Source organism: Rhodanobacter sp. Root480, assembly GCF_001426645.1.
GTDB lineage: Bacteria > Pseudomonadota > Gammaproteobacteria > Xanthomonadales > Rhodanobacteraceae > Rhodanobacter > Rhodanobacter ginsenosidimutans.
Map to the genome: position 1 here is coordinate 123,183 of NZ_LMEX01000004.1, position 18,797 is coordinate 141,979.

Consider the following 18,797-nt stretch of genomic DNA (forward strand, 5'->3'; position numbering starts at 1 on the left):
AAACGTTTTCGCAACGCGGCGCATCCATGCTGGCGATATGATCGCTGCCTGCCCCGACCTCGGAAAACCCATGTCGCCCGCGCCGATCGACGCCATCGACACGGACGACGTACACGCGGCCGCCGCCGGTGACCGCCATGCCTTCGAGCGCTTATACCGCCTGCACATCGGCCGGATCTACGGCGCCGTGCATCGGCTGGCCGGCTACGACCACGCACGGGCCGAGGACTTGACCCAGGAGGCCTTCGTGCGCGCCTGGCAGAAGCTGCCCGGCTTTCGCCACGAAAGCGCGTTCGGCACCTGGCTGTACCGGCTCGCCGTCAATGTGGCCTTGATGGATATCCGCGCGCGCGGCGCCGACCCAGTACGCATGGTCGACGACGACCACCTGCCCGATCTGGGCGAAGCCCCGTTCTGCGCCGCCGAGCGCGACGAGCTGCAACGGGCGATCGGCAAGTTGCCGCCGGGTGCACGCGCAGTGCTGGTCCTGCACGACATCGAAGGCTGGCGACACGAGGATATCGGCCACGAGCTGGGTGTGGCCGTCGGCACCTCGAAGGCACAGTTGCACCGCGCCCGCCTGCTGTTGCGCAACGCTCTGGGAGAGCCGCGATGAACGAATTCGAATGGCGACGCCAACTGCGCGACTTGCGCCAACCCGTAATGCCGCAGCACGACCTTTGGCCGTCCATCGATGCAGCGCTCGATCGGCCTGCCGCCGCCGCTGAAACGACGGCGAAGGCGCCACCGCGCCGGTCACGCCAGCGGCTCGCCCTGGCCGGCCTGGCAGCCTCGGCCCTGCTGGTCGCCGGCATCGGTTGGCAGCTCTGGCCCATGCGGCACGCACCCGATGTCGTCCGTACCGACGTCGCTGCGCCCGTCTGGAAGCCCTCCGACCCCCGCCTCACCGGTGCCGCCGTCGAACTCGCTGCGGCACGGATGGAATTGCAGCAGGCCCTGCAACAGGCGCCAGATTCCCCTGCCCTCCGGCGGCTGCTAGAGCGCACCCGCCTGCAACAGGCGCAATGGCAGGGGCGGATGCGCGATGCCGGCTGATCACCCAGGAATGACCATGCAAACCACTCGCCTTGTTCCGCTGCTGTTGTGCCTGTGCGTGGGCCAGGCGCTCGCCGGCACGCCCATCGACCTGCGCCACGCCGCCAGCGCCCGCACCCATCTCGAGATCAGCAATGTCAAAGGCGCGGTCAGCGTCATCGGCTGGGATCGGCCGGAGCTGCAGGTCAGCGGTGAGTTGGGCGATGGCGCCCAGCCGCTTGCCATCACCGGCCAGGGGCCGACGCTCTCGCTCAAAGTCGAACCCGAAGGCGGTGGCGGCTGGTTCGACTGGGGCCGTGACAAGACGATGGAGCCGACCTCGTTGATCGTGCATCTGCCGCGTTCCGCCTCCGTGGATGTACACGTCGTCAGCGCGACATCGAGCATCGAAGGCATCGACGGCGGTGCCATCGCCGTGAACACGGTCAGCGGCAAAACCCGCATCAATGCCATGACCCCATCACTCAAGGTGGAAAGCGTCAGCGGCAACATCGAGCTGTCCGGCCACGCGCAGGATGCCGAGTTGCAGACCGTCAGTGGTGACATCCTGGCGCCGGTGCTGGGCGGCAAGGTGAAGCTGCAGACCGTGTCCGGCGGGATCGAAGCCGCGGGTGGCCCCTGGCAAAGCTTTTCGCTCAGCACGGTGTCGGGCGATGTCCGCCTGAAAGGGGCTTTGGCCGAAGGTGGCGAGCTGGGCATCGACAGCATGAGCGGCGACGTGCAGTTGCAACTGCCAGCGGCCACCTCCGCAACGCTGCACGCCAGCACGTTCAGCGGGGACTTGCGCAGCGACTTCGGCAAGCCGGATGAAGCCAGCCACGGGCCGGGCAGCAGCCTGGAAACGCGTATCGGCGGTGGTCGCGGCAGTATCACCGTCGAAACATTCAGCGGCGACCTGCGTATTCGCCAGCAGGATTGAGCACCGGATGCGCCGCCCACAAAAATGCCGTCGCGAGGACGGCATGATGCGTGGTGCCACTAGTCGAATGACGCCTTACAGATCCTGATGGTATTGCACGTACGGCGTGCGCGACTGATCTGGCTCCGGACCCACCGGCGTGTTCACCGGGTTGCCGGATGACCACAGGTTCTGTGCGCCGATGCTCAACGCACCCTGCCACGGCAGGCGCACGGTCACGCCGAGGTCGATGCTGCTCCAGCGTTGATCCGCGCTCAGCGCGCCAGCGTTGCCAGCCAGCGGCTGCATGGTGCGGCCAACCAGGGTGCCGGAAAGCGGGCCGCTGTCCACGCCGAAGCTCAACGCCTTCTGGTCCAGCGTATCGATGCCCAACAGGTTGCCCGGCAACAGCCGGATACGCCCCACGCTGGCACCCAGGTCGATACCGGTGGTGCTGCCCAGGGCCACGCGGCCGTGTGCGTTCAATTGCTCGCTGCGGTCAAACGCGGACAAGCCATCCACACCCGGCGCCACACCCGGCAGCACGCGCGGCAACACTGTGCGCTGCGGTGCCTCGCTGGCCCCCAGACTGAGCCCCACGCTGTAACGTCCGTTGTTGTACGTGGCGCCCACTTCACTGTCGATCAAACGTGCCGGATGGTTGACCCACGAACGCTGGCTGACATCGGCATGCGCCTGCACGCCGGGCGCCAACTGGTACTGAAGGCCGCTGCTGAACACGTTGCCCGGCGCCAAGCCGCGAAACGCCAGCGAGGCCGGCATGGTCGCATCCGAATGACTCGCCCGCAGGCTCAACCACTGACCGTGGTTGTTCCGCCACAGCGGTACGGCCGAGGTGTTTGCGGGACCGACCGCATCCTGCTGCTGCAGCAGGTACTGCGCCTGTGCATCGGCGCCAGGCGCGGACTCGCCCGCCGCCGTAAACGGCAGCAGGGAAATCAGCAACAGGGCGAACAAGCGATACATGGCGTGGCGTCGGCAACTCTATATAACGGCTACGGAGGATCATAGCGTGATTTACGTTTTACTAACAACCGTGAAACACAAAAAACGCAAACCAGCGCACAGCGACATCCCTTGATATCCACAGATAGACCAGGCCCTGACCCGGGGGTTCCCGCCGCTGGAACTGGCGGCCATACTGCTGAACGGATATAAAACCCCTTTCGTCGTTGCTCCGGGATTGGCCGGATTCACAGCAAACCTGATGAGTGCCTCGTTGACCTCCCGTCTGCCCGCGCCCATTCCCCTCCTCGGGGAACACAACCTGTCGCGCCGCGCGTTCGAGCAACTGCTCGAGGCTCCCGACGCGGCCAGCGTCATGGGCATCTGCGAGCTTATGCTGTCGGACCTCGGCATCGACGGTCAACTGTGCTGGCACCCGACGAACGAGCCCGCCAACAGCGCCACATCCGGCGGTATCGACCTGGCCGAAGACAGCCAGACCGCGCGGACACTGACCCTGCTGTCCCACGGGGCGCCGCTGTCCGACGCGGCCAACGCACAACTTGCCTGGCTCGGGCGCATCGCCGACACCCGGCTGCGCCAACTGGCTGAAACCAGCCGCCTCTACGACGCGATCTCGCGGCTGGCGCAGGCGGAGCGGCTGCAGCGGGCGCTTTACGCGATTGCCGAGCAGGCCGGCGCCGAACACGACATGCCCGAACTGATGCGCTCGCTGCACGGCATCCTGGGCAGCCTGATGTATGCGGAAAACTTCTACATCGTGCTGTACGACGTCGCCACCGACAGCATTCGTTTTCCTTATTACGTCGACACGGTGGACGCCGAACCACCCGCGCCCGACGAGCAGATTCCGCTGAGCGACATGCCCAACAGCCTCACCTGGAACCTGCTGCAGGGCGGTCGCCCGCTGATGGGATCGATCGAGGAATTGTCGCAGCAGCTCACCGGCCATTTCGTGCCGGTGGGCCCTTATTGCGAGCACTGGCTCGGCGTGCCGCTGGTGCGCGACGACCGGGTGGTCGGCGGCATCGTGATGCAGAGCTATCGCGCCGATATCCATTATTCGCAGCGCGACCTGGAGCTGCTGAGCTACGTGGCCCAGCACGTGCAGACCGCGCTGGAAAGACACGGCGCCCATCTCGACCTGGAAAAGCGCGTCACCGACCGCACCACCGCCCTGCGCGAAGCCAACCGCGTGCTGCGCCAACAGGTATTGCAGCGGCAGCGCGGCGAACGCCTGCAGGCGGCGCTGTTCCGCATCGCCGAACTGGCCAACGCATCCGAAAGCCTGGAAAACTTCTACGCCGCCGTGCACCGGGCCGTGGGCGGCCTGCTGTACGCGCGAAACTTCTACATCGCTCTGGTCGACGGCGACAAGAAGCAGTTGGTGTTTCCCTACTCGGTCGACGAGATCGACAGCACGCGCCCGCCGCGCACGCACGGGCGTGGCGCCACCGAATACGTATTGCGCCACGGCAAGCCGCTGCTGGTGGACGGCGCCGCCATCGACCAGCTGATCGCCGAAGGCGAGATCGAAAGTTTCGGCACCCGCGCCGTATGCTGGCTCGGCGTGCCGCTGGTGTGGAGCGAAAAAGTGATGGGCGTGCTGGCCGTGCAGAGCTATTCGCCACAGCACACCTATACCGAGCGCGACCAGGAATTGCTCACCTTCGTGAGCTATCACATCGCCACCGCGCTGCAGCGCAAGCACGCCAGCGCCACGCTGAAACAGGCGTACGCCACGCTGGAGCGCCGCGTCACCGAGCGCACCCATGCACTGGCCCTGGCCAACCGCGACCTGCGCGAGCAGATCGCCGAACGCGAGCGCGTCGAACGCCGGCTGAAGTACGAGACCCTGCACGACTCGCTCACCGGCCTGCCCAATCGCACCTTGTTCCTGCAGCGGCTGGAGCAGGCACTGCAACGCAACCTGGCCAACCCGCAGGATCTGTTCGCGGTGCTGTTCATCGACCTGGACCGCTTCAAGGTCATCAACGATTCGGTCGGCCATCTGGTCGGTGATGACCTGCTGTTCCAGGTCGGCGGCCGCGTACGCGCCTGCCTCAAGACCCGCGACGTGGTCGCCCGACTGGGCGGCGATGAGTTCGCGGTACTGCTGGAAGACATGGACGACGCCGCCACCGCCACCCAGGTCGCGGACCGCATCATCAGTGCGTTGCAAACGCCGTTCCGGCTGGGCGTCAAGGAGATCTTCACCTCCGCCTCCATCGGCATCGCCCTGCCCGGTGCGCATTACCGCCAGCCGGAGGAGTTGCTGCGCGACGCCGATGCGGCGATGTACAACGCCAAGGACGGTGGCCGCCATCGCTCCGCCGTGTTCGATGACCGCCTGCGACGCGAAGCGCTGTCGCTGCTGGATATGGAGGGCGACCTGCGCCACGCACTGGTTCGCAACGAATTCGTGCCGTACTACCAGCCCATCGTGTCACTAGCCGATGGCCGCACCATCGGCTACGAAGCGCTGCTGCGCTGGAACCATCCCGAGCGCGGGCTGCTGCTTCCGGCTGATTTCCTGCTGATTGCCGAGGAGACCGGCTGCGTCGAACTCATCGACTGGCAGATCTTCGAACAGGCTTGCGCGCAGGCCAACCGCCTGGTGGGCGAACACGGCTTCATCAGCATCAACGTCTCCGGCCGGCACTTCCGCACCATCGATACGGACCAGCGCCTGCTCGAGCTGTTCGAGCGATACAACGTCCCCACCTCGCACATCCGCATCGAGGTGACCGAACACACGCTGCTGGAGAATCCCGCGCAGGTCAAACGGATGCTGCAGAACCTGCGCGACCACGGCGCGGGCATCGCGCTGGACGACTTCGGCACGGGCTATTCCTCGCTCAGCTACCTGCACCAGTACCCGTTCGCCACATTGAAGATCGATCGCTCGTTCATCACCGCGCTACCCACCGACGGCGAAGAAACCCAGGGCCTGGCCGTGGTACGTGCGATCCAGGCGCTGGCCGATTCGCTGCACATGCAGGTGATCGCCGAGGGTATCGAGGAAGAATCGCAACGGCAGGCGCTGCTGAAGATCGGCTGCCGTTTCGCCCAGGGCTTCCTGTTTGCCCGCCCGCAGCCGGCCGAAGCCTGGAAATCGCTGCAGGCGCCGCCCCTCAGCTGAGCACGGCAATCATTGCGGCCGCTGTCATTGTGGCGTTTGCGACTGGCCCGGCGCCGCGCTTTCGCTGAGCAGGTGCTCGGCATCGATGCGGTCGAAGTGGTACTGCTGGGCGCAGAACTCGCAGATCACCTCGATTTCGCCATCACGCGCAGCCAATGCCGCCTCCACTTCGTCGCGACCGAGCGAGCGCAGCATCGCGCCGACCCGCTCGCGGCTGCAGGTGCAACCGAACGCCAACGGCCGCGGCTCGAACATCCGCACCGACTCCTCGTGGAATAGCCGGTACAGCAACTGCTCCGGTGCCGTGGCCAGCATTTCCGCGCTGCCGAGCGTAGCGGTGAGGTGGGCCACCCGATTCCATGCGTCGTCGTCATGCGCGGCATCGCGGCCGCCTTCATCCGGCAGCTTCTGCAGCATCAGGCCCACGGCATGTTCGCCATCGGCAGCCAGCACGATTCGCGCGGGCAACTGCTCCGACTGGACAAAATAATTTTCCAGCGCGCCCGCCAACTCGGCATGCTGCAACGTCACAAGGCCCTGGTAGCGCTGGCCGCGCTCGACACTGCCGATGGTGATGGCCAGCACAGCGTCGCGCAGTGCATCCAGCGCCAGCGTGCGCGGCAGCGGATCGCTCCAGCGGGCCAGGCCGCGCAAGCGCCCCTGATCGGTGCATTCGGCAAACAGCAGGCGCAGGGCGTCCTGGCTTTTCAGTTCGATCGACAAGGCGCCATCGAGCTTGATGTTGCCGGTCAGCAGCGCGCTCGCCGCCAGCGTGTGGCCCAGCAACTCGCGCAATGGCGCCGGATAGTCGGCACGCGCGGCCACCTCGCGCCACGCCGGCCCCAGCCGCACCAGCACGCCGCGTACGCCGGCACGCTCAAGCAGGAAACGGTGAAGCACGTCGTCAGTGAAAGCGGTTTCCATGGATGGCGCATCTCTTGGTGGTCAAGCGCTTCAGATGGGGACGCAAGCGCGCGGGAGCAACGCCCGTATACTGAAAGAAACCGGTTTTCGCACGGTGGGTCGGGGGAGCCGCCAACGCCGCCGCCCGGCATCGCGGCCGCTGACCGTTCTGATTTGGGGTTCCGCACACCGCATGCACAAGATGTTTCATCGCCCGTCACTGAAGACACTGCTGCGCTGGCTCGCCCTGTTCGTCGCAGGATGGATCGCCCTCAGCTGGCTGGCGGTCCTGCTTTTGCGCTTCGTCCCGCCGCTGACTTCCGCAATGATGCTGGAGCGCCAGGTGGGCGCCTGGCTGCATGGCGAAAAGGACTTCACCCTGCACTACCACTGGGTGTCGTGGGAGAAGACATCGCCACAGGTACCGCTGGCCATGGTGGCCGGTGAGGATCAGCGCTTTCCGTACCACCACGGTTTCGATTTCGATGCCATCCAGACCGCACTCGATGCCCACGACGATGGCAAGCGGCTGCGCGGCGCCAGCACGATCAGCCAGCAGACCGCAAAAAACCTGTTCCTGTGGAACGGCCGCAGTTTCGTGCGCAAGGGGCTTGAGGCGTATTTCACCGTGTTGATCGAACTGACCTGGCCCAAGCAACGCATTCTCGAGGTGTACATGAACATCGCCGAGCTCGGCGACGGCATCTACGGTGTGGGCGCTGCCAGCAAGGCTTTTTTCCACGTCGCACCGGCCCGACTCTCCGCCGCGCAGTCGGCTCGACTGGCAGCGGTATTGCCCAGCCCGCGTCGATTCCACGCCGACCGTCCCAGCGCGTACGTGCTGCGCCGCGCGCAATGGATCCAGCAACAGATGCGGCAACTGGGCGGGCCCGGTTACATCGATGGCGATGCACCGGAACGGCCGCCCCACTGAGGTTCACACAACCGCTACACGCGACGCATCCGCGGACGCTAGACTCAACCCAACCGGCCCGCCGGGACCGGCAGGAGATTCCACGCATGCGCCAGGTCAAACATCTGCTGGAAGGCAAAGGCAACAAGATCTTCTCCATCGAGCCCGATGTACCGGTGCTCGAAGCGATCAAGCGTATGGCCGAATACCGCATCGGCGCCCTGATGGTGATGCGTGGCAGCGCGCTGGTCGGCGTGATGTCCGAGCGTGACTACGCGCGCAAGGTACTGCTGCAGGGCCGCTCGTCCTCGCAAACGGCGGTATCGGACATCATGAGCGGCACCCCGATCACGGTGAGCCCGGATACCGACGTGTTCGACTGCATGCGCCTTTGCACCGACAGCCGCATCCGCCACCTGCCGGTGGTGGACGGTGAGCAGGTCGTGGGTGTGATCTCGATCGGCGATCTGGTGAAGGCGGTGATCGACGCGCAGGCCGAAGAGATCGAGCATCTGCAGCGCTATATCACCAGTTAGCGGGGAATGGGGAATCGGCAAGCCGTAGCGACCGGACTCGCGCGGGTCACGTCTGCCTGTTGTCGTGCCCGGCAGGATTCTCCGGCGCAAGGTCGGGCGACCACCCCGCACGACGAGCCACCACGGTCGCCATGGCGGCCACGCCAGTGCCCAGCAGGGCGAGGCCACCGATACCCCAGCCGAGCGTGCGCAGGCCACTCACGGCACTGGTCACCAACACATCGCCGAAACGCCACACCGCAGTCTCGACGAAGTTCTTGCCCTTGTAGCGCGTCTCCCGCGGGACGCGCGTATACAACGCATCCACCGCCGGCTTTGTCATGCCGTAGGCGAAGCCGCGGGTGACCACAAGCATCACCGACAGCATCGGCACCACCGCGCCGAACAGCATCAGTGAACCGCCGCCCATCCATGCCACACCGGCCAGCAACACCGTGTTCACCACCGTCGGCACCACCAGCCCCCAGCCTGCACCGCGGCGTATCAGCAACCAGCGCGTGAGTGTCAGCTGCATCACCGCGCCGAGCAGATTGGTGGCCAGATCCAGGTCGTTGTAGAACGCGGTGCGCGCCACGGCATCGGAGAAATGCGCCTTCGCGTAGTCGGCCACCATCGCATAGGCCAGCGTGCCGATACCGTCGCCAAACAGCATCAGCAACGCCATGTAGCGCAGGAACGGTCGCGACCACAGCTCCTTGATGCCGGCCCACAGCGAGCCGCCGATGGCGACGTTGCCAGGATCCCCAGGCAGCTGGTCGTGCCGGGCCGACAGGCGCAGCAGCAGCGCCAGGGCAATGCCCAGCGCCAGCGCCGACACCAGCAGCAAGGGCGCCACACCGATCAGCTGCACCAGCAGCTTGGTCACCAGCGGCCCGAAAACCGCGCCCGCCATGCCGCCCAGCGCGATCAGCGAAAACACCCGTCGCGCCTGGCCGCTGTCGAAGATGTCGGCCATGAAGCTCCAGAACAGCGACACCACGAACAGGTTGAACACGCTGGCCCAGACGTAGAACACCAGCCCCAGCGAGCGAGCGCCGATCTGCTGCTGCGCCAGAAAGGCCGGCACGAAGGCCAGCAGGCACAGGATGAAAAAGCTGTAGCTCCAGCCGAGCAGGTGGCGCCGCTGGAAACGCGCCACCAGCACGCCGAACACCGGCGTCAGCAACAACATCACCAGGAACACGACGCCGTAGATCAGCGGCAGCGACGCCGAACCCAGCGCGCCGATCAACTGGTCCCTGACCGGCCGGATGATGTAGTACGACGCCATCACGAAGAAGAACGCCAGCGCGGACCATAACGGCGCGGTGGTCGAGTCGACAGCGGGTTGGCGGGACAAACTCACGGATACATCCAGCGTGGGGCGCGGCAAGCCTAGCATGGCGCCTGGCCGGGTCAGTGCAGCATGGAACCCGCCCCATCAACGTCATCAACCAGCAACGCTGCGGTGCGTGTCGAACGGCCGCGCGCGAGCGTCCCTACAGCGGCAGCGGGCAATGCAGGCTGGCGCAGATCACGCGCAGCAACTCCGCTTCCGCGGTGGTGATCACCTCGTCGGCACGGATCGCGTGGACCAGGCCTTGTATCAACAATTCCTTGGCCGGCGGTGACAGTTCGTCCAGCTGATCCAGCGCGTTGTCGAATGGTGTCTGCCATGCCGCGGGCGGTGCCTGCCAGGTCACGGTCTGGTTGGGGAAACATGACTGCATCGCCAGCAACCAGGCACGACGCGCCGCGGTTTCGTCGGCATTGCCATAAAGCGCCACCACCGCGCACACCAGCGCCACGCTGTCGCGGCGCGCCGTCAGTTTTCCCGAGCCGTCCAGCGGTGCCTGGCGCGGACGTTGCGCTTCCTGCAGTTGCATCCGCAAAAGCCGGGTCAGGCCATATTCGTTCAGATCGACCTGGCCGTCCGCGCGCACCAGCGCGCCCAAGGTATCCAGCAGGGTTTTCTGCCGCCCCTCGGAAAGCTGCTTCAGGGCCGGGAAGGCCAGCGCCGCCAACGGCAGGCGCGACTCCGACACCAGCGACGCGACCTCGTGCGTCAGCGCGGTGACCGTGTCGAGCACATCGTCACCGAAGGCGTCGGCCACTTGCCGCTGTTGCAAACGCCGGATCTCCTCCTGCACGGACATCGCCAGCGCGAGCACCACAGCCAACGCGGACTCCGGCTGCCGCGTCGCATCGACCAACACCTGCGGCAGACTTCGCCGCACCGCGCCTGCGCGCTGGAAACCCGGCTGGCCCGCAGCCAGCGCGGCACCCATCAGCACGGGCAGAGGCGGCATGCCCATACCCGGCGCAGCGGTGGCAGGCGCTGGTGGCGGCGTGGCCAGCGGTGGCGCGGTGGCCGCTTCCATCGCGCTGGCCAATCGGGCCAGCTCCTCTTCACGAAAGCCGGGTTGCAGCGCCCGGATACGATCGAGCAGCGGTGGATGGGTGGCGAACAAGGCATTGAACCGGCCCGCCTCGCCGAACAGCATGTGCGCCACTTCCTGCTTGTTCGCTGCCTGCAGGGTGGAGCCTTCGCTGAGCACGGCGATCTTTTTCAGCGCACCGGCAATGCCATCCGTTTGCCGGGTGAACTGCACGGCCGAGGCATCCGCCAGCGATTCACGCGAACGCGCCACCGCCGCCTGGATCAGGCGCGCGAAAAAGTAACCGATGTAGCCCACCACGATCAGCGCCAGCCCGATCATCCAGACCTGGTTGCCACCACCGTCGCGACGGCTGCTGCGTCCGCCGCCGAACCAGATCACGCGCTGGCCCACGATGGCCAGCACCATGATGCCGAACAGCAACCCCATGAGGCGGATGTTGAGCCGCATGTCGCCGTTCAACACATGACTGAACTCATGCGCGATCACGCCCTGCAGTTCGTCGCGGCTCAATTGCTCCAGGCAGCCACGGGTCACGCATATCGCGGCGTCGGAGGCCGAGTAACCGGCGGCGAACGCGTTGATACCGGGCTCGTCGGGCATCAGGTAGATGTCCGGTACCGGCACGCCCGCGGCGATCGCCACCTCTTCGATCACGTTGCGCAGCTGGCGCAGCATGGGCTCGCGCGTATCCGGCGGCACCGGCACCGCGCCGAGGCTTTCGGCCACCTTCTTGCCGCCACCGGTCAGGCTCATGATGCGGAACAGCGAGCTGAGGCCGATGCCCATCAGCACCACCACCGTGGTCGTCGCCAGCAAGGGCAGGTTCGACGGCGCGGGGCCGCCATCGACCGGGCGCTGCCCCATGGCGACCCACACCACCGCGTCGATCGCCACCACGATGGCGACCACCGCCAGCGCGAACAGCACGACCAGTCGACGGCTGCTGCCGCGCACGCGCGCCTGTTGCGCAAAGAAATCCATGGGCACTCCGAACCAGGCGCGTCACGGCGGGTGCCGTGACGCGATGACGATCAGCTGAAGGAAACCTTCGGCACGTCGCGCACGGCCGGGTCTTCGACCTTCAGCGGCTCGGCCGCCACGAAGCCGAAGCTGTTGGCCACCACCGACGCCGGAAAGACTTCGCGCTTGTTGTTGTAGGTCAGCACCGAATCGTTGAACGCCTGCCGCGCGAACGCCACACGGTTTTCCGTGGAGGTGAGCTCCTCGGACAACTGCATCATGGTCTGGTTGGCCTTCAGGTCGGGGTACGCTTCCTGCAACGCGAACAGATGCCCCAGGGTCTGCGTCAACGCGTTCTCGCTGCCGGCCAACTGCTGCATCGCGGCGGGGTCGCCGGGGTTGGCCTTGGCGCCGGCCAAACCGTTCACGGCCGCATTGCGCGCCTGCACCACGGCCTCCAGCGTGCCGCGTTCGTGGGCAAGGTAGCCCTTGGCCGTTTCCACAAGGTTGGGAATCAGATCGTGTCGGCGCGTAAGCTGCACGTCTATCTGCGCGAAAGCGTTCTTGTAGCTGTTGCGCGAGGTAACCAGTCCGTTGTAGATCGCCACGAAGTACAAGACAATCAAAACGACTACTACCAGCAAAATAATCAGGCTCATCGGTATCGCCTCCTCTCCCCAGCACGTGTTCGCGCCGCAACGAAATCAGAATAACATGCCGTTTCGAAAGATATTTTTGGTCGCCGCCGGTGCACTCTCCCTGGCTTGCGCACCGCTTGACACAAGTAACGCCGCGCCCGTCGCCCCGGCTTCGGCCACCCCCGCCCCTGGCGTGCAGAAGCTGCCGCCGGCGCGCGTCAAGGCCACGCTCGACGACTATCGCCAATGGCTGAATACGCTGGGCAAGCGTGATGCCGTGGCCGGCCTGGCCACGGCCGTCGTGATCGGCGACAAGGTGGTGTTCGAGGGGACGGTCGGCTACGCCGACGCGGCGACGAAGGAGCCGGTCACGCCGAAGACGGTCTTCCGGCTGGCGTCATTGTCAAAGGCCTTCGCCACCGCGATCACCGGCTTGCTGGTCGACGACGGAAAGCTCGGCTGGGATACCCGGCTCATCGACGTGCTGCCGTACTTCAAGCTGAAGGATGCGCACGCTTCCGATCAGGCCACGGTCGGTGACATCCTCGGCCAGCGGCTGGGCTTGCCACGCAACACCTACGACAACCTGCTCGAAGGCGACGTGCCGTACCAGGAGCTGGTGCGCAAGCTGGACGAAGTCGACATGACCTGCGGCATCGGCCAGTGCTACGGCTACCAGAACGTGGCGTTCGGCATGATCGGCGACGTGCTGTTCGCGCGCACGGGCGACTTCTTCTATCACCTTGTCGACAAGCGGTTGTTCTACCCGCTGGGCATGACCACGGCCAGCTACGGGTTGGCCGCGTTGGAAACCAGCAAGAGCTGGGCGCGCCCGCATCACGCCAGCCGCCGCGGCTGGATCCCGTTCACGCCCAACGAAACCTATTACCGCGTGGCGCCGGCAGCCGGCGTCAACGCCAGCCTGCGCGACATGGAGAAATGGCTGGTCGCACAAATGGGCGGCCGTCCCGATGTGCTGTCGCCCTCCTTGCTCAAGGTGCTGCACGCCCCCGGCGTGGCCACCCCGAGTGAACTGCATGCCACGCCGTGGCGCCGCGGCCGCCTCACCGCGGCGCATTACGCACTAGGCTGGCGCGTGTACGACTACGGCGGCGAAACGCTGATCTACCACGCCGGTGCAGTGGCCGGTTACCGCACCATGATCGGCTTCTTCCCCAAGTATCAGGTCGGTGTGGTCACCTTGTGGAATTCCACCGGACCCACGCCCAGCGGCCTGATGCCGATGGTGCTGGACGGCCTGCTGGGATTGCCGCACGTCGACTGGGCCGGTCTCGAACACGCACCGCCACCTTCCCGCCCGGTGCGCAAGGCGGCGCCGAAGCACAAGAAAGCCGTCAGGCACCGGAAGCCCAGCCATCATTGAGCCGGAAGCGCGGCATGCGGTACCGCGCGTCGGTGATGCAAAGGTTGAAGGACATGCAAGCTCAACGAACCTGCATGCCCCGGGGCTTCACTCAGCGCAACTTGAACTCGATGCGCTGCTGCTGCTTGCTGGCCGTCGGCACGCCACCTCGCGTCGCCGGGGTGAACACATAACGGCTCACGGCTTCTATCGCGGCACGGTCGAAGACACGACGAGGTTCCGAACTCACCACGTCGATGTGGCTGGTCCTGCCATCGGGATCGATCATGAAGGACACGATGACCCAGCCTTCCTGCTGCGCCCGCATCGCCGATGGGGGATAGCGCGCCGCCGCGCCCTTGACCAGCACGGCCTCGGTGATTGCGGCATTGTCTTGCGCACTCGGGGCCGGCGCGGTATCAGCCGCTGTCGTCCTTTGCGGCGTACGTGTCGGCTGCGCTTTCTGCTGAGCCGCCACCTGCGCGGCCTGGGCCGCCTGCTGCTCGGCCGCCAGCTTGTCCGCCGCCGCTTTCTGCTGCGCAAGCTCCTGCGCCTTCTGCTGGTCGAGCACCAGTTGCTGCTGCTTGTCCAGCACCTTGCGCTGCGCATCGAGTTTCGAGCGCAGGATGGTCAAGGTGAAATTCGTCGGGTCCGCCTTGGCGAGCAAGTCGATCTGCCGCTGTGCTTCACCGAAGTCACTTCGGTTGATGACCTGTTCCGCCGACGTGGCCGCGAACGGAAACGTCTCACGCAACGCATCAGTCGCCACCTGGTTGCCCGGCTGCTTCTCAAGCACGCGCAGGTAGAACTCGAACGCATTGTTGCCGGCCGGCGCCAGCAATCGTTGCTCCCTTACCGCCTTGCCCGCTTCGGAAAGGAGCTCGCTGGTACCCATCGCCTGCACGTTGGCTGGCGGTGGCGCGGCGTTGGACGTGGTGGCTGCCACCGGTGTGGAAGGATGACCACCCGCATCAGCCAGCACTTGCGCCTGGTACGGGCGCACGATCAGGAACCATGCGGCAATGGCCAGCAAACCGATGACGACCAGAATGGCAATGGCCACGGGCCTGAACGCACCGCGCGAACGCCGGCGCGAATGAAGTGTATTTCGGGTATCCATAGTCTCTCGCTGAGTGTCGATAGATACCCGCGCTTTTTTCCCCCTGTAGATCCAGGAGCGACCGGTCCCCTGACAGGCCGCAGCGCGGATGTGCGACAAGGTAACCCCAAACGAAGTGGCACGGCAAATCAACGTTCAACGTATCGTTTGCGCGGGCGGCGGCAGGGCCGGCGTGGACGGCGACGTCCTGCGAACGAGCCGTGCGGCGAGGGCAATCCGGAGAAAACGGCGGTCCGGCAGTTTTGCGTCCCGCGCATAAAACCGGGAGCCCGGAAACGAAGCGTCCCGGCCAGGCCGGGACGAAGACTTTCGAAGTGCTCTCCCCGCGCTGGGCACCGCGGGGAGAGAAAACAACGATGAATGCGACAACGTACAGCGTGTTTCTTGGGTGCTTATTTCTTCGCTTTTGCCTTGGCGGTCTTGGTGGCCTTGACCACCCGAGCCGGTGCAGCTTTCTTGACGGCGGCTTTCTTCGGCGCCGCTTTCTTCGCGGCAACCTTCTTCACCGCAACCTTCTTCACGGCGGCTTTCTTGGCGGCCGCCGGTTTCTTGGCGGCAGCTTTCTTCGGAGCCGCTTTCTTCGCGGCAACCTTCTTCACCGCAACCTTCTTGGCAGCGGCTTTCTTCGCGACCGGCTTCTTCGCTACCGGCTTCTTGGCAGCAACCTTCTTCGCGGTGGATTTCTTGGCGGCCTTCTTGGCGGCCGGTTTCTTTGCAGCAGGTTTTTTGGCAGTGGCCATGGTTCGTCTCAGCTCCTCATCAGTTGGCAGTGGTTGCCCAGTAAAAGCGTGAAGGAACGCTTCGACCAACAAGTCGCTGTTGGTAGCGTGCCGAAGATTGTTGACCTGGCGATACGTGCGCAGATCGGACAGCTTGTGCAGTACGTGAAGCGGAATCGAGACGGTGATCTTGCGTACGGCTGCCGCCTTCTCACCGTGCTCTACATAAGGCTTGATAAATTTTGATGTCGCCATGGCAACGTTCCCCGTTATCTGATGCGAAAGCTAGCCCCGAAGATTTCACCTGTCAATGGATTTTAGGCATGAAATCCATTCGGTTGAAAGGCACCTGGAAGGACTGAAAACCCGTTGTAGCCCGGGTCGCCCCGCCAAGTACCCTTGCATGTCATGGACGTCTATACGTCCATTCCATATTTCACTGAAATTGCAAAAAAGCGCTGTATTGCGCTGGATACGCGCAATAAGGCGCAATAAAAGAAATTCGACCGCCGTGCCTGCCGTTGTGACAAGCATGGCAGGCAACCGCTCTTTTTGGTGCTGCGCATATGAACAGAACGCCACTGAAAGTTCGTCGCGGCGTCGATCACAAGCTGAAAAATAATTCTGCCTGGTCGATCCTGGCGTGACGAAAACGCGACGAAGCGGGTTGTTCGGCACGCAGAAGGCGAAGCGCAACGCGTCCTCGTCGACCGCGTTTTCGCACACACCGATCGCCGATCTGCATCATCGACGAGTCAAAAAAACGACGGCCGCATAGGCGGCCGTCATTCGTTCCGGACACGTCGCGCTCAATGATCTTCGTTTTCGATCAGGGCTTCGTAGTCGTGGGCGTCGAGCAGTTCGTCGAGTTCGGCGCGGTCGCTGGGACGCACCAGGAACATCCATCCATCGCCGTAGGCGTCTTCGTTGATCGTCTCGGGCTTGTCGCCGAGCAGCTCATTGATCTCGACCACCTCGCCGGAGATCGGCGAATAGATATCCGATGCGGCCTTCACCGATTCGACCACGGCCGTGCCGGCACCGGCCACGACGCTGGCGCCGACCTCCGGCAATTCCACATAGACCAGGTCGCCGAGCTGCTCCTGCGCGTGCTCGGAGATGCCCACGCGGACCAGGCCATCGTCTTCGGCGCGTGCCCATTCGTGGGACTTCAGGAACTTCAGATCACCGGGTATTTCGCTCATGGTCGGATCCAGTCAGTAAGAGGTTGGGCAGAGTAACGGCGGCAATTCTAGACGCAACCGTTGTGTACAAACCGTGCCATGGGCGCGGTGAAAACGCTCATATGCCAGCGCACGGCTGACCATCGCGGACAAATGGATACTTCACCTGCCGCACCGGCAGCTCGCGACCGCGAATGTCCACGCTGATCTCGCCCGGATCGCCGGCCGGGATGCGCGCGAAGGCCACCGCCTTGTTCAAGGTCGGGGCGAAGCTTCCGGAGAGGATTTCCCCGCTGCCGTTGGCGGTCGTTACGCGCTGGCCGTGGCGCAGCACGCCTTTCTCATCCAGCACCAGGCCGATCATCACGCGGGGCACGCCGGCGGCCTTCATCGCCTCCAGCGGACCTCGGCCGATGAAGTCGCGGCCTTCGTCCAGGGCGATCGTCCAGCCGAGGTTGGCCTCCCACGGCGACACCTCATCATCCATGTCCTGGCCGTAGAGGTTCATGCCGGCCTCCAGGCGCAAGGTATCGCGCGCACCCAGACCGGCCGGGGCGACGCCCGCCTCGCTCAATGCCTGCCACAACGCAACGGCATCGTCATTCGGCAGCATGATCTCGAAGCCGTCCTCGCCGGTGTAGCCGGTGCGCGCGATGAACAGCGGCATGCCGCGCGGGCCCTGCGCCGCGGCCGCGGTGAACTTGCCCAGCGCTTCGATGCGCGGGCGATCCATGGCGTTGAGCAGGTCGAGCACCTTGCCGCGCGCGTTGGGGCCTTGCACCGCGATCATGGCGAAGTCGGGACGCTCCTTCACTTCCACCGCGAAGTCCTGGGCCTGCTGCGTGATCCACGCCAGATCCTTGGCGCGGGTGCCGGCGTTCACCACCAGGCGGAAATGCGCTTCATCGAAGAAGTACACGATCAGGTCATCGATCACGCCGCCGCGTTCGTTGAGCATGCACGAGTACAGCGCCTTGCCCTGTTTCTTCAGCTTGTCGACGTTGTTGGCCAGCAGATGGCGCAGGAACTCGCGCGTGCGCGGGCCGTGCAGGTCGATCACGGTCATGTGCGACACGTCGAACATGCCCGCGTCGCGGCGCACCGCGTGGTGCTCCTCGATCTGCGAGCCGTAGTTGATCGGCATGTCCCAGCCGCCGAAGTCGACCATGCGCGCGCCAAGTGCGCGATGCGTGGCGTTGAGTACGGTCTTTTCGGTCATGGGGAAACGGCTTGAAAGGAAGTGGCTGCATTATCCCCAGCGCAGGCACGCAATCCAAGCGCGCCTCTGGCACTGGACTTCCGCCACAACGCGCGCCATGCACGGAGTATCAGCGCGGTTCGATCCAGCGGAAGGTGAGGTTGATGCGCGGGCCCACGGCGACGCGCGTCTTCGGCAGATCGTGCCGATACAGCCGCTGGGTGGCGCCAGCCATGCGCAGCACGCTGCCCGGCGGCAACAGGAGGTTCACCGTATCGGCGGGCGATGGCTTGAGCGTGCGCGGCAGGCGCCGCCGCAGGCGAAAGCGCCGTTCCGCGCCCAGGCTCAACGATGCGATCAATGGCTGGGCGCCAAGCTCGGGTTCGTCGTCGCTGTGCCAACCCATCGAATCACGGCCATCGCGATAGAGATTGGCGAGCACACTGTTGAACCGGGCATCGCAGGTCTGCTGCAGGCGTTCGCGCAGTTCGGCCAGCAAGGGTGGCCAGGGGCGAGGCTCGAAGCGGGTGCCGGAATAGGCATAGCTGGTGTGTGGATCGCCGATCCAGCAGCTCAACCGCGGCGCAGCCACCTCACGACCGAACAGGCGCAGGCGATGGGTTTCCCACGGGATGGCCGCGTACAGCGCAGTGAAGGTGGCCGCGGCTTCCTGCGACCCCAGCCATTGCGGCAACAGCGCCACGTCGGCACCGGCCTGCAGATCCACGCGCTGCCATTCGGTCATCGTCATGGCGCGATTATCCGGCAGGCGATGATCCAACTGTAGGAGCGACTTCAG

Annotated in this window: 16 protein-coding genes and 1 pseudogene; 7 read left to right on the forward strand and 10 right to left on the reverse strand. The window is 65.1% G+C overall.

Going from position 1 to position 18,797, the window contains the following annotated elements:
- Positions 1-70: 70 nt before the first annotated feature.
- The 3 genes from ASD22_RS15205 to ASD22_RS15215 are packed head-to-tail and all read left to right on the forward strand — an operon-like array spanning position 71 to position 1,975.
- Positions 71-616, forward strand: a complete 546-nt coding sequence (locus ASD22_RS15205; protein ID WP_056085592.1) for a sigma-70 family RNA polymerase sigma factor — start codon at positions 71-73, stop codon at positions 614-616.
- A complete protein-coding gene (locus tag ASD22_RS15210) occupies positions 613-1,056 on the forward strand; it encodes a hypothetical protein (RefSeq protein WP_056085384.1) in 444 nt (147 codons plus the stop codon). Before ASD22_RS15205 ends, ASD22_RS15210 begins: the two co-directional genes overlap by 4 nt.
- A gap of 16 nt (positions 1,057-1,072) precedes the next feature.
- Positions 1,073-1,975, forward strand: a complete 903-nt coding sequence (locus ASD22_RS15215) for a DUF4097 family beta strand repeat-containing protein (protein ID WP_056085593.1) — start codon at positions 1,073-1,075, stop codon at positions 1,973-1,975.
- A 75-nt stretch (positions 1,976-2,050) separates the two neighbouring features.
- On the opposite strand, the gene ASD22_RS15220 is transcribed toward ASD22_RS15215, so the two are convergent.
- Positions 2,051-2,941, reverse strand: a complete 891-nt coding sequence (locus tag ASD22_RS15220; protein ID WP_056085385.1) for a hypothetical protein — start codon at positions 2,939-2,941, stop codon at positions 2,051-2,053.
- A 241-nt stretch (positions 2,942-3,182) separates the two neighbouring features.
- Between ASD22_RS15220 and ASD22_RS15225 the strand changes: the two genes are divergently transcribed.
- Positions 3,183-6,083 (forward strand): EAL domain-containing protein, encoded by a 2,901-nt coding sequence (locus ASD22_RS15225; RefSeq protein WP_056085387.1) that lies wholly within the window; start codon positions 3,183-3,185, stop codon positions 6,081-6,083.
- Between the two features lie 24 nt (positions 6,084-6,107).
- Here ASD22_RS15225 and ASD22_RS15230 read toward each other — a convergent pair whose 3' ends face one another.
- Positions 6,108-7,007 carry an Hsp33 family molecular chaperone HslO gene (locus tag ASD22_RS15230; protein WP_056085389.1) on the reverse strand — a complete coding sequence of 300 codons (900 nt, stop codon included), beginning with the start codon at positions 7,005-7,007 and terminating at the stop codon, positions 6,108-6,110.
- A gap of 181 nt (positions 7,008-7,188) precedes the next feature.
- Here ASD22_RS15230 and mtgA point away from each other — a divergent pair, with 181 nt between their 5' ends.
- Positions 7,189-7,920: a monofunctional biosynthetic peptidoglycan transglycosylase gene (gene mtgA, locus ASD22_RS15235; RefSeq protein WP_200946386.1), complete on the forward strand. Its 732-nt coding sequence runs from the start codon at positions 7,189-7,191 to the stop codon at positions 7,918-7,920.
- An 86-nt stretch (positions 7,921-8,006) separates the two neighbouring features.
- Positions 8,007-8,435: a CBS domain-containing protein gene (locus ASD22_RS15240; RefSeq protein WP_007080632.1), complete on the forward strand. Its 429-nt coding sequence runs from the start codon at positions 8,007-8,009 to the stop codon at positions 8,433-8,435.
- A gap of 46 nt (positions 8,436-8,481) precedes the next feature.
- Here the strand turns inward: ASD22_RS15240 and ASD22_RS15245 are convergent, their stop codons facing one another.
- The 3 genes from ASD22_RS15245 to ASD22_RS15255 form a co-directional block, all read right to left on the reverse strand.
- On the reverse strand, positions 8,482-9,780 hold the full coding sequence (locus ASD22_RS15245; protein WP_082520321.1) for an MFS transporter: 1,299 nt from the start codon (positions 9,778-9,780) through the stop codon (positions 8,482-8,484).
- Positions 9,781-9,913: 133 nt separating this feature from the next.
- The gene (locus tag ASD22_RS15250; RefSeq protein WP_056085392.1) at positions 9,914-11,797 is read right to left on the reverse strand and encodes a M48 family metallopeptidase; all 1,884 of its coding nucleotides are present in this window, start codon (positions 11,795-11,797) and stop codon (positions 9,914-9,916) included.
- A 50-nt stretch (positions 11,798-11,847) separates the two neighbouring features.
- The gene (locus tag ASD22_RS15255; protein ID WP_056085393.1) at positions 11,848-12,435 is read right to left on the reverse strand and encodes a LemA family protein; all 588 of its coding nucleotides are present in this window, start codon (positions 12,433-12,435) and stop codon (positions 11,848-11,850) included.
- Between the two features lie 55 nt (positions 12,436-12,490).
- Between ASD22_RS15255 and ASD22_RS15260 the strand changes: the two genes are divergently transcribed.
- A complete protein-coding gene (locus ASD22_RS15260) occupies positions 12,491-13,798 on the forward strand; it encodes a serine hydrolase domain-containing protein (RefSeq protein WP_056085395.1) in 1,308 nt (435 codons plus the stop codon).
- Between the two features lie 91 nt (positions 13,799-13,889).
- Here the strand turns inward: ASD22_RS15260 and ASD22_RS15265 are convergent, their stop codons facing one another.
- From ASD22_RS15265 to ASD22_RS15285, 5 genes and pseudogenes are all read right to left on the reverse strand, one after another.
- Positions 13,890-14,897, reverse strand: coding sequence for an energy transducer TonB (locus tag ASD22_RS15265; RefSeq protein WP_056085397.1), 1,008 nt, complete (start codon positions 14,895-14,897; stop codon positions 13,890-13,892).
- A 719-nt stretch (positions 14,898-15,616) separates the two neighbouring features.
- Positions 15,617-15,871, reverse strand: a pseudogene (gene metJ / locus ASD22_RS17150) (met regulon transcriptional regulator MetJ); the annotation flags it as partial.
- Between the two features lie 554 nt (positions 15,872-16,425).
- Positions 16,426-16,821, reverse strand: coding sequence for a glycine cleavage system protein GcvH (gcvH, locus tag ASD22_RS15275; RefSeq protein ID WP_007080625.1), 396 nt, complete (start codon positions 16,819-16,821; stop codon positions 16,426-16,428).
- A 97-nt stretch (positions 16,822-16,918) separates the two neighbouring features.
- A complete protein-coding gene (gcvT, locus tag ASD22_RS15280; RefSeq protein WP_056085399.1) occupies positions 16,919-18,019 on the reverse strand; it encodes a glycine cleavage system aminomethyltransferase GcvT in 1,101 nt (366 codons plus the stop codon).
- A 109-nt stretch (positions 18,020-18,128) separates the two neighbouring features.
- Entirely contained in the window at positions 18,129-18,749 is a 621-nt protein-coding gene (locus ASD22_RS15285; RefSeq protein WP_056085402.1) for an alpha-ketoglutarate-dependent dioxygenase AlkB, read from the reverse strand.
- Positions 18,750-18,797: the final 48 nt, after the last annotated feature.